Annotated in this window: 10 protein-coding genes; 3 read left to right on the top strand and 7 right to left on the bottom strand. The window is 71.9% G+C overall.

Annotated elements, in window-relative coordinates:
• Positions 1–54: 54 nt before the first annotated feature.
• From O4J56_RS07665 to O4J56_RS07645, 5 genes are all read right to left on the bottom strand, one after another.
• Entirely contained in the window at positions 55–615 is a 561-nt protein-coding gene (locus O4J56_RS07665; protein WP_270684671.1) for an Imm21 family immunity protein, read from the bottom strand.
• 581 nt (positions 616–1,196) lie between these two features.
• Complete coding sequence (locus tag O4J56_RS07660) at positions 1,197–2,525, bottom strand: MFS transporter (RefSeq protein WP_270684670.1); 1,329 nt, start codon at positions 2,523–2,525, stop codon at positions 1,197–1,199.
• 92 nt (positions 2,526–2,617) lie between these two features.
• Positions 2,618–4,207 (bottom strand): OmpA family protein, encoded by a 1,590-nt coding sequence (locus tag O4J56_RS07655; RefSeq protein WP_270684669.1) that lies wholly within the window; start codon positions 4,205–4,207, stop codon positions 2,618–2,620.
• Positions 4,208–4,501: 294 nt separating this feature from the next.
• Positions 4,502–6,082, bottom strand: coding sequence for a Na+/H+ antiporter NhaC (gene nhaC, locus O4J56_RS07650; protein WP_270684667.1), 1,581 nt, complete (start codon positions 6,080–6,082; stop codon positions 4,502–4,504).
• 48 nt (positions 6,083–6,130) lie between these two features.
• Positions 6,131–7,303 carry a trans-sulfuration enzyme family protein gene (locus tag O4J56_RS07645; protein ID WP_270684666.1) on the bottom strand — a complete coding sequence of 391 codons (1,173 nt, stop codon included), beginning with the start codon at positions 7,301–7,303 and terminating at the stop codon, positions 6,131–6,133.
• 216 nt (positions 7,304–7,519) lie between these two features.
• Between O4J56_RS07645 and O4J56_RS07640 the strand changes: the two genes are divergently transcribed.
• From O4J56_RS07640 to O4J56_RS07630, 3 genes are all read left to right on the top strand, one after another.
• A complete protein-coding gene (locus O4J56_RS07640; RefSeq protein ID WP_270684664.1) occupies positions 7,520–8,359 on the top strand; it encodes a FadR/GntR family transcriptional regulator in 840 nt (279 codons plus the stop codon).
• A 529-nt stretch (positions 8,360–8,888) separates the two neighbouring features.
• Positions 8,889–10,541 (top strand): BCCT family transporter, encoded by a 1,653-nt coding sequence (locus O4J56_RS07635; RefSeq protein ID WP_270684663.1) that lies wholly within the window; start codon positions 8,889–8,891, stop codon positions 10,539–10,541.
• Positions 10,542–10,554: 13 nt separating this feature from the next.
• Complete coding sequence (locus tag O4J56_RS07630; protein WP_270684662.1) at positions 10,555–11,022, top strand: Hsp20/alpha crystallin family protein; 468 nt, start codon at positions 10,555–10,557, stop codon at positions 11,020–11,022.
• A 109-nt stretch (positions 11,023–11,131) separates the two neighbouring features.
• On the opposite strand, the gene O4J56_RS07625 is transcribed toward O4J56_RS07630, so the two are convergent.
• Positions 11,132–12,466, bottom strand: coding sequence for a M16 family metallopeptidase (locus tag O4J56_RS07625; protein WP_270684661.1), 1,335 nt, complete (start codon positions 12,464–12,466; stop codon positions 11,132–11,134).
• Between the two features lie 103 nt (positions 12,467–12,569).
• Positions 12,570–14,873 (bottom strand): polyribonucleotide nucleotidyltransferase, encoded by a 2,304-nt coding sequence (locus tag O4J56_RS07620; RefSeq protein WP_270684659.1) that lies wholly within the window; start codon positions 14,871–14,873, stop codon positions 12,570–12,572.
• Between the last annotated feature and the right edge of the window lie 381 nt (positions 14,874–15,254).

The following is a 15,254-nucleotide window of genomic DNA, read 5'->3' as shown; positions in this document are numbered from 1 at the left end:
CCCGCCGCGAATGAGGTGAGCGTTCCGGGCTGGTCGGCTCCGGTCGAGAGCGCCTCAGGCATCTGCGGAGTCGGCAGGGAGGAGCTGCACCAGCCCGACCCAGGTCTCCGGATCGGCCTCCGTCTGTGTCGCCCGCACCCGCCACCGGCCGGGCGGCAGGGGCACCGGCGCCTGCTCGGGCATCCCCTCGTCCGGGTACGCGGTGTCCAGTTCCGTCCCCGGAACGGCGGCGTCCATGAGCACGGCCGGGCCGTCCGTCACCCAGGTGCCGCACTCGTCCCAGCTCGTGGCCGGGTCGGCGAGCACCTCCTCGGCCGCGCTCCTCAAACGGGATTCGGACTCTGCCCCGCACCAGCGCAGGAAGGCCCGGTGCTCGGGCAGATAGCAGCCGGGGTCGGGCCCATCGCCCAGGACCAGCGCCCGCCCCGCGCCGCCGCCCACGGAGACGATCCCGGCGAGGTCGTCCACCGCCATGGCCCTGTCGTAGTCGTCGAGGACGTCTCCTCCCATGAGGATCCCGCTCATCGTCCCCCCGCTCCACGCGGGCAGCGCCGACACAGGGACGACGACCAACGGGCCGCCCATCGATTCCACCCACTCAAGAGGAACGCTCATGCCACCGCCCCGTTCGCAGAATGAAGGCGGCGACCGTACCAGTGTCGATCGGCCGGGCGGTCTCCCCGCCCGGCCGATCGTGATGAGGGTCCGCGCCTGAGGGGGTGAACGCGGCCCCTAGGACAGGCGACGGCAAGAAGGCGCGCGGATAGACGGACGGACCGCGAGGGGCCCACGTCGTTGATCTCGCGAGGAACGACGCTACCGGCGCGACTCGAGTCTCGGCCGTTCGCGGTGCGGGTGGGCGGCTGGGCTGCGAGTGACCGGACGGACGGCAGGCAGGGCCCGGGAACCGCCCGGCTTCTGCCGTCGCCGCCCCCTCCGGCGACCACGCACACGCCCGCCGCCCGACAGCGCTGCGGCAACGGTCGCCGCGAACAGCTCCCACACCAGTCGGCGCGGTTCGAGGCCGGCGCGCACCGCCGCCTCCTCCTGCCAGCGGCGGAACGGCCCAGCGAGCAGGTCGCGGACGGCGCGTCGTGTCCTCCATGCGCGCCGGTTCAATGGGCGCTCGCCGAATCATCAAGGGCGAACGGGGCACCTTCGGCGCGCCGGTGCCGCCGGTGGTCCGGCGGCACGGGTCACACCGGCGTTCGGCGGGTGTCGCCCAGGTCGGTGTCCTTGGGCTCCTTCACCATGGACACCGCCGCCCCGGAGACCGCGCAGAGCACCATGATGTACGCCCCCACCGAGAGTCCGCTCCCCGTGGACTGCATCAGCGCCTCGGCGATCATCGGCGCGAACGCCCCGCCCAGCACCGCGCCGAGGGCGTAGCCGATGGCCGCCCCCGAGTACCGCACGGACGCCGGGAACATCTCGGCGTACAGCGCCGACATCGGGCCGTACGACAGCCCCAGCCCGACGCTCATCACCAGCACCGCCACCGTGAACAGCCCGATGTCCCGCGTGTCCATCAGCAGGAACAGCGGCACCATCCACGCGAACAGCGCCGCATAGCCGATCTGGAAGGTGCGCACTCTGCCGATCCGGTCGGAGAGCGCCCCCGCCAGGAGTGTGAACACCAGCCATCCCGCCGCGCCCACGACCGTCGCCGGGAGGACGGACGACCTCGGCAGCCCCAGCACCCCGGTGCCGTAGCCGATGAAGTAGGCGATGAGCAGGTACCCGGCCGCGTTGTTCGCGATGAAGATCAGCGCGGAGAGCACGACGTTCCTGCTCTCGCCGCGGAACAGGTCGCGCAGCGGCGCCGACGAGGTCCTGGTGCGCTCCTCCAGCTCCCGGAACACCGGGCTCTCCTCCACGGCCCGCCGGATCAGGTAGCCGACCGCGATCAGCGCCACCGACAGCAGGAACGGCACCCGCCACCCCCACGCCAGGAACTGCCCCTCGGTCGTCGCCGCGTCCACGGCCCACAGCACGCCCGTCGCCAGGATGAGCCCGATCGGAACGCCGATCTGCGGAAACGCGCCGTACCACCCGCGGCGCCCGCGCGGCGCGTGCTCCACCGAGAGCAGGGCGGCGCCGCCCCACTCCCCTCCGGCGGAGAACCCCTGCAGGATGCGCAGGAGGATCAGGGCGACGGGCGCGGCCAGGCCGATCCGCCCGTAAGTGGGCAGCAGGCCGATGAGCGTGGTGGCCGCGCCCATCAGGAGCAGGGTCAGCACCAGCATGCGCTTGCGGCCGATCCGGTCGCCGAACCGCCCCGCGACGACCGCGCCCAGCGGCCGGAACAGGAAGCTGATGCCGATCGTGGCCAGCGAGATGAGCGTCGCCAGGCCGGGCGCCCGCTCATTCACCGGGCCGAAGAAGTGCGGAGCGAACACCAGGCCGGCGGCCTGGGCGTAGATGAAGAAGTCGTACCACTCGATCGTGGTCCCGGCGAGCGCTCCCGCGAGGACCCTGCGGTCCTCGCGGGAGGCGGAGGGGGGACGGGGCGATGCGTTCGTCACGGTGGGCTCCGATCAGGGCGTCGCGGCGGCAGCACCCGTCCCACGATGCCCGCCGCGCTCCGGCCGCGCCAGGCCCCCTCGGCCCCCGCCGCTCAGCGGGTGATCGCGACGCCCTCCATGGTGCCCATGGTGCCGACCGTCACGTCGGTGACCGCCGCCTTCGCGGTGATCGGGAGCATCGCGTAGTACTCGGCCGTCCCCCCGGGGGGCAGGATGGTCGACCCGAGGTTGATCCCCGCCGCCGACGAGCAGAAGCAGTACGGGTCCTCCCGGTCGTCGGGGACGTCGACCCGCAGGGGGCGCGCCGCCCTCCCTCCGCCGGGGCTCTCCAGGGCCACGGCGTGGGTGGCGTGGTACCGGAACTCCATCCAGTCCTCCGAGGACATGTACAGGTCGACGCTCGCGTCGTCGTCGTTGGGGTTGTGCAGCTCGTAGGTGAGCAGCGCCGTGTTCGGGGTGACGGCCTGCAGACCGGTGAGCGCGACGTCGACCTCGGGCGCGTCCTCGTCGTCGTCCGCCGGCCCGGAGACGGCGGCCTCCGCCGCGGGGGTCCCCTCGCCCTGGTCGGCGGCGCCGTCCTCGTCGGGAGAGGCGCCCCCGCCCGCCCCGTCCTCCTTGGACCCGTCCTCGACGGGGGTCCCCTTGGGCACGCTGATCGTCACCCGCCGGTTGCGCTCCCTGCCGTCCTCGGTCTCGTTGCTCGCGATCGGCTCCCGGGAGCCGAACCCCTCGGTCTCGTACTCGATGTCGCCGCCGATGCGCTCTTCCAGCGCGTCCCGCACGGCCTCGGCCCGGTCCTGGGACAGGGGGTCGTTGATCTCGTCGTTGCCGGAGGAGTCCGCGTGCCCCTCGATCCGGACCTGTGTGGGCCCCAGCTCCTCGATGTCCGCCGCGGTCGTGTCGAGCAGCTCGTCCGCCTCGGACGTGAGCTCGGACTCCTCGACCTCGAACAGCACGTCGGTGGACAGGTTGAAATCGGTGGCCTCGGAGTCCTCGATCACCGTCTCCTGGTCGGACTCGAGCACCGACTCCAGTTCGACGGTCTCCGGCTCGGCGTCCGGCTCCTCGCTCGGGGGCGTGTAGTCCAGCCCCTCGGGCGCGCCGTCCTCGACCGGGACGTCCACGAACGGCAGGGCGACGTGGGTGACGACGGTGAGCGCCTCGACGTCGGCGGGAGGCGCCGCGAGGACGGCATAGCCCTCCCACTCCTCCCCCTCGTCGAGGACGGAGCCGGAGCTGGGACTGCACAGGCACTGCCCCTCGTCGTCCACGTAGTAAGGCCGGTGCAGCTTCCGCCCGCCGGGGTCCAGCCACGCGACACCGGAGAAGTAGTCCCAGGGGTAGTCCTCGCTCTCGCCGAACCCCTCGGCGAGATGCGACCCCATGTGGATCCGGGTGTCCTCCTCGTTCACGACCTTCATCCGGGCGATCATGTGCTCGTCGTCGACCCGGTGCAGGCTGATCTCGGCACGCCCGCCCGGCATCTCCCACACATTGGTCGCCCGGGAGGTGATCGGCTCGACGCTCCCGGCGCCGCCTCCGCCGTCCTTCCCGGGGTCCTCGCCCCCGCCGCCACCGCCGCCGTCGCCGCCCAGCAGGCTGCACCCGGAGAGCCCGAGCAGAACGGCACCGACCGACGCCAGCCAGGGCAGGGCCCGGGCCCGCTTCACCTTGCGCGCCATTTCTCCTCCGGTTTCTCCAGGAATCGCCGAGGCGGTCACAGTCCGGCGCGAAAGCTTAACAGCGGGGATATCCGGCACCGGCGGCGGAGGGGAGGGGAACCGGTCGCCCCGGCCTCCGGCGTTCCCGTCATCGCTCCAGGTCAGAATGGCGCCAGTTGGGCGGGACGGCCCCGTCTGGGCCGTCGGCGGGTGGCCGGATCCGGCATCCGGGCGACGGGACGGAGGCCCCGGCCGCGCCGGGGCCGGCCCTCCCCCTCCCCGGCCGTGCGGGCGGGCGGGGAGGGAGAGGGGGTCTCAATCGGCGCCCTGCGGCCGCCCCTCCGCCGCGCGGCCGAGGCGGCGCACGCCGAACCAGCCCGTCAGCGGGGCGAGGAAGGCGATGAGCGCGGAGAACACGGCGCCGCTCCAGTTGAACACCGCCCACGGCAGGAAGTCGAAGTTGGCCACCCCCAGCGTGGTCGCGAAGAACACCCCGGAGACGGTCCACGGCATCAGCACCTCGGTGATGGTCACCGAGTCCTCCATGCTCCGGGAGAGGTTCACCGGGTGCAGTCCCCTCCTCCGGTACGCCTTGCCGTACAGGTCGTTGACGAGGAAGTACGTCACCAGCGCGTTCGACGTGCCGTTGATGATGGCGAAGCCGGACAGCAGCGTGGCCGAGACCAGCCCGCCCGCCGTCCTCAGCCGCGCGATCATCCGCGACAGCAGCACCCGCAGCACGCCCGAGTTCTCCAGGGCCGCCGCGAAGAAGAACGCGCAGAACACGAAGAACGCCGAGTTGTACATCGACTGCAGCCCGCCGCGCTCCAGCAGCTCGGTGAGGGTGTCGGAGACGGCCCCGGCGCCGAGCATGTCGGCGGTGAACCCGGACACCGCCGCGTCGAACAGCGCGCTCGGCCCGAACCCCTGCACCGCCACCGCCAGAAGCAGGGCCGACAGCGACGACGCGAACAGCACCAGCAGCGGCGGCTTGCGCATGAGCGACCCCACCAGCACCACCGCCGGCGGGATGAGCAGCACCGGGCTCAGGTGGAACAGCCCGTGCAGCTCGTCGACCGTCGCGTCCACCGCGCCGAGGTCGCTCGGCGCGCCGCCGATGGCCGTGCCCGCCGCCAGGAACACCGCGGCCGCCACCAGCGAAGAGGGCACCGAGGTGTAGAGCATGTGCCGGATGTGCTCATACAGGTCCGCGCCGGCCGCCAGCGAGCTCATGTTGGTGGTGTCGGACAGCGGCGAGAGCTTGTCCCCGAAGTACGCGCCCGACACCACCGCCCCCGCGGTGACCGCGACCGAGACGTCCATGGTCTGGGCCACGCCGATCAGTGCGACCCCGACCGTTCCCCCCGCTCCCCACGACGTCCCCGTGAACGTCGCCACGATGGCCGTCACGACGAACGCCAGGACGTACAGGTACGACGGGTCGATCAGCTCCAGCCCGTAGGCCACCATCAGGGGGATGGTCCCGGCGATCATCCACGTGCCGATGAGCATGCCGATGCTCAGCAGGATCAGGATCGCCGGAAGCGCGCGCTTGACCTTCTCCCCCATGTCGGCGAGGACGGTGCTCAGCCCCCTGCCCTGGCGGGCGGCGAATAGGGCGAGCACGACCGCCGCGAAGATGAGCATGAGCTCGGCCGGGTACTGGAGCACCCCGATCCCGCCGACGAGGATCGCCACCACGGCCGCCATGGGCACCAGCGACGCGGCGAGGCCGGGGGCGGGCGCGCCGGAACCGTCCGCCGCGCCCTCCGGCTCCGTTCCGGAGGGGGTCCCGGCGGCGGCGTCGGGCCGCTCGTCCGCGGTGCCCGGTGCGGGCGCGTCGTCCGGCGGGGGTCCGGCCTGCGGGCCGCGGTCCTTGTCCTGGGGGGCGTCCATTGCCTCATTCCTCTCGGGTCGGGAGGGGAGGGACCCGGTCGGGCGGCCTCACACCTCGGCGAGGGCTCTTTCGAGGTCGGCGATCTGGGGCGCGGCGCCTTCGAGCCCCACGGACAGGCGCACCAGCCCGGGCGGGAGCCCCCGGGCCCGCAGCTCGTCGCCGTTGCCGGGGCGCTGCGGCGAGGTCGCGAGGCTCTCGTAGCCGCCCCAGCTCACCCCGATGCGGAACAGCGACAGCGCGTCCATGAACCGGGCGATGCGGTCGAAGGAGCCGTCCTTGAGCTCGAAGGAGAGCAGCCCGGAGTACCCGCGGAACTGCCGCCGGACCAGGGCCTCGTCCGGCCCGTGGGCGGCGGCCGGGTGGTGCACCGCCGCCACCCGCGGGTGCGCGGACAGCGCCTGGACCACCTCCGCGGCGTTGCGCCGGTGCTCGGCCATGCGCACCGGGAGCGTGCGCAGCCCCCGCAGCACCAGGGCGGCCTCCATCGCCGACATGGCCGCCCCGAACAGCTGGTGCCCCCGGTAGAAGACCTCGCGCACCGCCTCGCGGGACCCGACCAGGACCCCGCCGACGACGTCGCTGTGCCCGCCGATGTACTTGGTGCACGAGTGCACGGCCAGGTCCACGCCGAGGGTGAGCGGCTTCTGGAAGAGCGGGGTGGCCCAGGTGTTGTCGATGACGGTGCGGATCCCCCGCCGCCGCGCCTGGGCGGCCAGCGCCGGGAGGTCCAGCACCCGCATGAGCATGGTGCCCGGGCTCTCCAGGTAGATCAGCGCGGTGTCGTCCCTGATGTAGGGGCCGATGTCGGCGGGCGGGTCGGGCAGCACGGTGTGCTCGACGCCGAACCGGCGCAGGTGCTCGGCCAGCTCCAGGGTGGGGCCGTAGACGGTGTTGACGAACAGCACGTGGTCGCCGCTCTTCAGCGTCCCCGCCAGGACGGCGGCGATCGCGCCCATCCCGGAGGCGAAGCACTTGGCGGCCTCCCCGCGCTCCAGCAGCGCCAGCCGCTCCTCCAGGAAGGCGACGGTGGGGTTGGTCCCGCGGCTGTAGACGGGGTTCTCGTGCTCGGCGGCCTGTTCGGCGACGAACCGCCCGAAGGTCGGCTTGGCGAACAGGCTGGTCTGGTAGACGGGCGGCGCGACGGCTCCGGACGGGTTGTCCGGCCCGTCCCAGGCCGCCATGCAGATCTCTCGGTCCCGGACCTCGTCCCGGCTGTCCACCCGTGTCTCCCCCGCTTCCCCGTTCGGTCCCGGCCCGGTCCGCCCTGCCGCGTGGGCCGCGCCACAGCGGTCATCTTGTATGACAAGCTGATAAGCGGTCAATAGGGGTGCAGGGGGCCGACCGCGGCGCACGGTCCACACCGCCCGCGGTGCCGGGGCTCTGTAGGCTGAGGGCGTCAGGACACCGGCGGCCGAGGGAAGGGCAGGGCGGACAGCATGGGATCAGCGCCCGCAGGGCGGTCCGGGTCCGGGTCCGGGCCCGCGGACCCCGGCGCCCCCGCCGGGCCCGGGGCGCCGCCCGCCTCCAGGCGCGCCCGCCCGAACTCGCTCACCGCCCAGGTCGTCTCCTTCATCGAGGAGCTGTGCCTGGCACCGGGCGCCGAACCCGGCACGCAGCTGCCCTCGGAGAAGGAGCTGGCCGAGCGCTTCGGGGTGAGCCGGGTGGTGCTGCGCGAGGCGATGAAGACGCTGGAGGCCAAGGGGCTCGTCCACCGCCGCCAGGGCAAGCCCGCGGTGATCGCCTCGCCCAACGCCCTGCCGGTGGAGAACTTCATCGCCCTGTCGGTGCTGCGCGACCGCCGCGCGCTGATGGAGTTCACCGAGATCCGCAAGGCCCTGGAGGTGCACGGGGCCCGGCTGGCCGCTCAGCGCATCGCCGGCCCCGAGCAGGAGGAGACGCGCGAGCACATCGCCCGCGCACGTGAGGCGATCGCGCGGATGCGCGCGGCGCCGCTGGACATGGCCAACCGGCTCGGCACCGACGTCGCGTTCCACCGGGCCATCGCGGCCGCGTCGGGCAACCGGAGCCTCACCCAGATCCTGGACGCCCTCGAGCAGTCCCTGGCCGGCAGCCGCGAGCAGAGCCACCGCCGCTTCCTGGCCGTGTGCGCGGACCCCGCCTCATCGGCCGACGAGCACGAGGAGGTGCTCGCCGCCGTCCTGTCCGGCGACCCCGCGCGCGCCGTGGCGGCGATGGAGGAGCACCTCCAGGTCACGCTGCAGGAGATCGAGACGCGCCCCGCCGCACAGGGGAATGGCGACGCGGAACCCTTCTGACCTGCTTTACCGCGCATTTGCCGAAGGCCGGGCGCCGTTGCGCATCGCGATGCACATCGACCCCGTTCACCCTTTTTGCCCCTTTCGTCCCTGATGTTCGCCCCGGACACTCGACCCCCGCCACCCCTTTTACCGGCCCGCCCGCGGGGTATATGACCAGGGCCCGGCGCGACCCGGGGCGACGCCGCCGACACCGAGCGTCCCCGAGTGCACCGTCCACTACAGGAAACCACACATTCGGATTAATTTACGATAACCAATCGCGTCGCATATACTGCCCCGCCGCCGCCCCGGTCTATGATTTATCCGAAAGCTTGCCGCTAATGGCGGAACGTAATTGGATATCAGGCACCGGGCATGAGGCATCGGGCGGCGCGGCACCGCGAGCAAACCACCCCACCTGCGACGACAGCGGGATGATGGGGTGGTGGGCGCGTCCCCGGGACCCCGCTGAGGCCCGGGCGGCCCCGAGGAGGTAATCGCCATCTCTCGCTTAAACGCATACATCCGGGAGCACACGAACCCGCCGGTGTTCTTCATCTCAGGCGCGGTCGTCCTGGCGTTCCTCATCGTCGGTGTGGCGATTCCGGAGCGCTTCGGTGAGATCACCTCCGCCATCCGGACGGGCATCGGGACCTACTTCGGCTGGCTGTACGTGCTGGCCACCACCTTCTTCCTGCTGCTGTCCATCTTCCTGATGGTGAGCCGCTACGGGAACATCCGCCTGGGCCCGGACTCCTCGCGCCCGGAGTTCAGCACGCTCGCCTGGTTCGCGATGCTGTTCACCGCGGGCATGGGCATCGGCCTGGTCTTCTACGGCGTCTACGAGCCGACCCTGCACATGCAGAACGAGTTCGTGCAGAGCGTCGGCGACGACCCGGCCTCCCAGGCGATGCAGTACACGCTGTTCCACTGGGGCTTCCACCCGTGGGCCGTGTACATCGTCCTGGGGCTGTCCCTGGGCTACTTCTGCTTCCGCAAGGGCCTGCCCATGCGGCCCGCCTCGGCGCTGTACCCGCTGATCGGCGACCGCATCTACGGGTGGATCGGCAACCTGATCGACATCCTGGCGGTGTTCGGCACCCTGTTCGGCCTGGCGACCTCGCTCGGCCTGGGCACCCAGCAGGTCAGCGCCGGCCTGAGCCACGTGTTCGGCATCCCGAACAACCTGCTCGTCCAGGTGGTCATCATCTGCCTGATCACCTCGATCGCCGTGGTCAGCGTCGTGGCCGGCATCGACAAGGGCATCCGGCGCCTGTCGGTGATCAACCTGTGGATGGCCTTCGCCCTGCTGGTCGTCATGTTCCTGGTCGGCCCCAAGCTGTTCCAGCTCAGCATGATGTTCACCGGCCTGGGCGACTACCTGCAGAACCTCGTGCAGATGAGCCTGAGCTACATCTCGCCCGAGGGCGACGAGGCGGCCAGCTCCTTCGCCCAGGACTGGTCCATCTTCTACTGGGGCTGGTGGATCTCCTGGTCGCCGTTCGTCGGCATGTTCCTGGCCCGGATCTCCTACGGCCGCACGATCCGCCAGTTCATCCTGGGCACGCTGTTCGCCCCGGTCGGGGTCAGCGTCATCTGGTTCGGCGTCTTCGGCGGCACCGGCATGTTCTACGACCTGTTCCGCCTCGAGGGCGACAACATGATCTCCAACTCGGCGGACGAGGGGGCGGCGACCTTCAACCTGATCGACGCCTTCCCGCTGCCGGCGGCGATCCTGTCCCTGCTGGCGCTGCTGACCGTCGCGGTGGTGACGATCTTCTTCGTCACCTCCTCGGACTCCGGTTCGCTGGTGGTCGACATGCTCACCAACGGCGGCGACCCGCACCCGGTGCGCGCCCAGCGCATCTTCTGGGCCAGCATGGAGGGCCTGGTCACCATCGTGCTGCTGGTGGTGGGCGGTACGGAGGCGATCGACGCGCTGCAGGCGGCGGCGGTCTCCACCGGCCTGCCGTTCGCCATCGTGCTGATCGTCATCGCGTTCAGCCTGCTGATGGCCCTGCGCAGGGAGAGCCCGGCGTCCATGCTGCCCAGCGGCCTCGTGGTGCCCAGGGACGGCAGCGGCCCGCCGACCATCCAGGTCGACGGCGACCGCATCCCGATCGACGAGCCCGTCCGGGACACGGCGCCCAACGACACCGCGCCCAAGGACACCGCACCCCGCGACACCGGCGAGAAGTGAGAGGAGGTCGACGATGCCGCCCAAGAAGAGGACCCGGAACCCGTTCCGCGGCGTGATGGACATGATGTCCGAGATGAACCGCATCTCCGACACCATGGCCAACCTGGAGACGGGGACCGCCACCAACCGCGGCTTCTCCGATGCGTGGAGCCCCACCACGGACATCTTCGCCCGTGGGACCGACCTGGTGATCAGGAGCGAGCTCCCGGGGGTCGCCCCCGAGAACGTCGAGGTCACCTTCTCGCACGGCTACCTCACCATCTCCGGTGAGCGCCGCAAGGAGGACGACGGGGTCATCTACTACGCCGAGGAGCGGTTCCGCGGCGCCTTCCGACGGGACATCACCCTCCCCGAGGGCGTCGAGGACTCCGACATCGAGGCGAAGTTCGACGACGGCCTCCTGGAGATCACGGTGACGGGGGCGGCCGACGCCGAAGGCCCCTCCCGCATCGACGTCCAGAGCAAGAAGCGCCGCTCCTAGCGGACGCCATGAGGAAGGGCCGGTCCCGGGGAGTCCCCGGGGCCGGCCCTTCCTCATGCCACGAGACGGCACGGGCGCACCGCGGGCGCCGCCGGGCGCCTCTGAGCCCTCAGAACGCGCGGCCCTCCTCGTAGGGGCCGATCACCGCCAGCGTCCGGTCCCCGCCGAGCAGCTCCCCGGCCACCTGGGCGACCTCCTCGGTCGTCACCGCGTCGAACAGCGCCAGGTCCTCGTCGAGCGAGTAGTGCTTGGCATAGCCCAGCTCGTGGGCGGTCAGCCGCCCCATGCGGGCGCTGGAGCCCTCACTGCCGAGCACCCAGGACCCCTTGATCTGGCCCTTGGCGCGCTCGACCTCCTCGGGGGTGAGCGCTCCCCCGGCAGCCGCGGCCAGCTCGTCCCGGCACACCGACAGCACCTCGTCGACCTTCTCCGGAAGGCACCCGGCGTAGACCTGGAACGCCCCGGTCTCGGCGTAGGCGCTGTGGAAGGCCTGGACGGAGTAGGCCAGGCCGCGCTTCTCGCGCACCTCCTGGAAGAGCCGCGAGGACATGCCGCCGCCCAGCGCCGAGGCGAGCACCCGGACCGCGTACCAGCGCGGGTCCGTGCGGCTCACCCCTTCGCAGCCCAGGATGAGGTGGGCCTGCTCGGTGTCGCGGGAGAGCAGCACCGTCCCGCCGTGGACGGTGACCGGCGCGCCGCCGATGCGCGGCGCCGCCGGGGCGGCGTCCGGGGCCTCGGCCAGCACCCCGGCGAAGGCCTCCCGCACCAGGTCCACCACGGCCTCGTGCTCCAGCCCCCCGGCCGCGGCCACCACCAGCTCCGGCGGCCGGTAGGCGCGGGCGTACTGCTCGGCGATGCGGTCGCGCGGGATGCGCCCGATGGTGTCGTTGGTCCCGAGGATGGGCCGGCCCAGCCCGCTGCCCGCGTAGAAGTGCTCGGCGAAGACGTCGTCGACCAGGTCGCCCGGCTCGTCCTCGTACATGGCGATCTCTTCGAGGATCACCCCGCGCTCGGTCTCCACCTCGCCGGGGTCCAGCACCGAGTGCGCCACCATGTCCCCGACCACGTCCACCGCCAGCGGCAGGTCGCGGTCGAGCACCTTGGCGTAGTAGCTGGTGTGCTCCTTGGTGGTGTAGGCGTTGTGGTCGGCGCCCACGCCGTCCAGCAGCGCCGAGATCTGCAGCGCGCTGCGCCGCGCGGTGCCCTTGAACAGCAGGTGCTCGAGGAAGTGCGCGGCGCCCGCGTGGGCGTCGTCCTCGTCCCGGGAGCCGGTGGTGGCCGAGATCCCGAAGGCCGCCGACCGCATGCCGGGGACCGCCTCGGTCACCACCCGCAACCCGCCGGGGAGCACCGTGCGCCGCACCAGGCCGGAGCCCTCGGAGGGCTCCAGCAGGGTCAGCGCGGTGCCCGGGTCCTGCTCGGCCGCGATGGGAGGAGTGCTCAATCGGATCCTTCTCGATGGTCGTCGGTTCCGGTGCCCGGACGCGAACGGCCGGGGCGGCCGCACCCGCGGTGGGGGCGGCCGCCCCGGCTCCGGTCACCGGGGATCAGGTGTTCTCGCTGCTGCGCGCGCCGCGGCTGCGGCGCCGGCGGCGCGGAGCCCCGCCGTCGCCCTCGCCCTTGGCCTCGTCCTGGCCGCCGTCCTCGGCGGCGTCGCCGTCCTCGGCGGCCGGGGCGGCCTCGGCCTCCACGACCTCGACCGGGACCAGCGAGAGCTTGCCGCGGTCGTCGATCTCGCGGATCTCGACCTGGATCTTCTCGCCGATGCCGAGCACGTCCTCGACGTTCTCGATCCGCTTGCCGCCGTGCAGCTTGCGGATCTGCGAGATGTGCAGCAGCCCGTCCTTGCCGGGCAGCAGCGACACGAACGCGCCGAAGGCGGTCGTCTTGACGACGGTGCCCAGGTAGCGGTCGCCGACCTCGGGCATGGTCGGGTTGGCGATGCTGTTGATCGTGTCCCGGGCCGCCTCGGCCGAGGGGCCGTCGGTGGCGCCGATGTAGATCGTGCCGTCGTCCTCGATGGTGATGTCGGCGCCGGTGTCCTCCTGGATGGAGTTGATCATCTTGCCCTTGGGGCCGATGACCTCGCCGATCTTCTCCACCGGGATCTTCACCGTGAGGATGCGCGGCGCGTGCGGGCTCATCTCCGCCGGGCGGGTGATGGCCTCCTGCATCACGTCCAGGATGGCCAGGCGGGCCCCCCGGGCCTGCTGCAGCGCGGCGGCCAGCTGCTCGGCGGGGATGCCGTCGAGCTTGGTGTCGAGCTGCAGGGCGGTGATGAGGTCGCGGGTGCCGGCGACCTTGAAGTCCATGTCGCCGAAGGCGTCCTCGGCGCCGAGGATGTCGGTCAGCGTGACGAACCGGTCCCCGTCGCTGATCAGGCCCATCGCGATGCCCGAGACCATCTCCTTGAGCGGCACGCCGGCCTGCATCAGGGACATGGTGGAGGCGCAGACCGACCCCATGGAGGTCGACCCGTTGGAGCCGATCGCCTCGGACACCTGGCGGATGGCGTAGGGGAACTCCTCGCGCGAGGGCAGCACCGGCAGCAGCGCCCGCTCGGCGAGCGCGCCGTGGCCGATCTCGCGGCGCTTGGGCGAGCCCACCCGGCCGGTCTCACCGGTGGAGTACGGCGGGAAGTTGTAGTTGTGCATGTAGCGCTTGGTCCGCTCGGGGTTGAGCGTGTCGACCATCTGCTCCATGCGCAGCATGTTCAGCGTGGTGACGCCCAGGATCTGGGTCTCACCGCGCTCGAACAGCGCCGAGCCGTGCACCCGCGGGACCACGCCGACCTCGGCGCTGAGCGGGCGGATGTCCTTGGGGCCGCGCCCGTCGATGCGGACCTGGTCGCGCAGCACGCGCTCGCGCATGAGCTGCTTGGTCAGCGACCGGAAGGCGGCGGAGACCTCCTTGTCCCGGCCCTCGAAGTCCTCGGCGAGCTTCTCGGCGGCCTCGGCCTTGACCTCGTCCAGCCGGGCCTCGCGGTCCTGCTTGTCGCCGATGGTCAGCGCCTCGGCGAGCGGCTCGCGCACGGCCCCGTCGACGGCGGCGAACACGTCGTCCTCGTAGTCGAGGAAGACCGGGAACTCGGCGACCGGCTTGGCGGCCTGGTCGGCCAGCGCCTGCTGGGCCTTGCACAGGACCTTGATGAACGGCTTGGCCGCCTCCAGGCCCTCGGCCACCGTCTGCTCGGTGGGGCCGACCGCGCCGTCGGCGACCAGCTTGAGGGTGCGGGTGGTGGACTCGGCCTCGACCATCATGATCGCGACGTCGCCGTCGTCGAGCACCCGGCCGGCCACCACCATGTCGAAGGTGGCGTTCTCCAGCTCGGTGTGGGTCGGGAAGGCCACCCACTGGCCCTCGATCAGGGCCACCCGCACGCCGCCGATGGGCCCGGAGAAGGGCAGCCCGGCGAGCTGGGTGGACATCGAGGCGGCGTTGATGGCGACCACGTCGTAGAGGTGGTCGGGGTGCAGCGCCATGATCGTCTCGACGATCTGGATCTCGTTGCGCAGCCCGCTCTTGAACGACGGGCGCAGCGGCCGGTCGATCAGGCGGCAGGTGAGGATGGCGTCCTCGGACGGGCGCCCCTCGCGGCGGAAGAACGAGCCGGGGATGCGCCCGGCGGCGTACATGCGCTCCTCGACGTCGACCGTCAGCGGGAAGAAGTCGAGGTTGTCCTTGGGCCGCTTGGAGGCGCTGGTGGCGGAGAGCACCATCGTCTCGTCGTCAAGGTAGGCCACGGCCGAGCCGGCGGCCTGCTGGGCCAGACGGCCCGTCTCGAACCGGATGGTCCGGGTGCCGAAGCGGCCGTTGTCGATCACGGCCTCGGCGGAATACGCGCCCTCCATGGGCGTCCTCCTCGTTCGGGATTCGGGTGCGCTCGCCCGCGTCCGAGCCCCGGAGGGTCCTCTTACGTCGCCGAGGGTCATGCTCGGGCCTCGGGGCGCGCCGGATGTCGGACCGGCGCGCCCGGCCCGTGACGGCCGGCCTTCGATCGAAGCCCGCGGCAACGCCCTGCTGGGGCGGGCCGCGGACCACTACCGAGGACCGGCCTCGACGCGGCGGCCGAGGTGCGGGCGCGGGAGCGCTTTCCTTCACTGTGTTCGGTTGTCGGCCCGGGCGCACGGCGTCTGGGCCCACCATGGACCATACTGCCTGGCCACGGTCGAATGTGGTAGATCCACACTACTAAGAGAGGGAGCGGCCGGGGCCGCTCCCTCTCTTGGCTC

Source organism: Nocardiopsis endophytica, assembly GCF_027706725.1.
In the GTDB taxonomy this organism is placed as follows: domain Bacteria; phylum Actinomycetota; class Actinomycetes; order Streptosporangiales; family Streptosporangiaceae; genus Nocardiopsis_A; species Nocardiopsis_A endophytica.
The sequence above is the reverse complement of the archived record's forward strand: the minus strand, read 5'-3'. Positions and strand labels throughout refer to the sequence as shown.

Coding starts and splice junctions, on each gene's coding strand:
- O4J56_RS07665 (WP_270684671.1), bottom strand. CDS start 615: ATGAGCGTTCCTCTTGAGTGGGTGGAATCGATGGGCGGCCCGTTGGTC.
- O4J56_RS07655 (WP_270684669.1), bottom strand. CDS start 4,207: ATGGCGCGCAAGGTGAAGCGGGCCCGGGCCCTGCCCTGGCTGGCGTCG.
- nhaC (WP_270684667.1), bottom strand. CDS start 6,082: ATGGACGCCCCCCAGGACAAGGACCGCGGCCCGCAGGCCGGACCCCCG.
- O4J56_RS07640 (WP_270684664.1), top strand. CDS start 7,520: ATGGGATCAGCGCCCGCAGGGCGGTCCGGGTCCGGGTCCGGGCCCGCG.
- O4J56_RS07630 (WP_270684662.1), top strand. CDS start 10,555: ATGCCGCCCAAGAAGAGGACCCGGAACCCGTTCCGCGGCGTGATGGAC.
- O4J56_RS07620 (WP_270684659.1), bottom strand. CDS start 14,873: ATGGAGGGCGCGTATTCCGCCGAGGCCGTGATCGACAACGGCCGCTTC.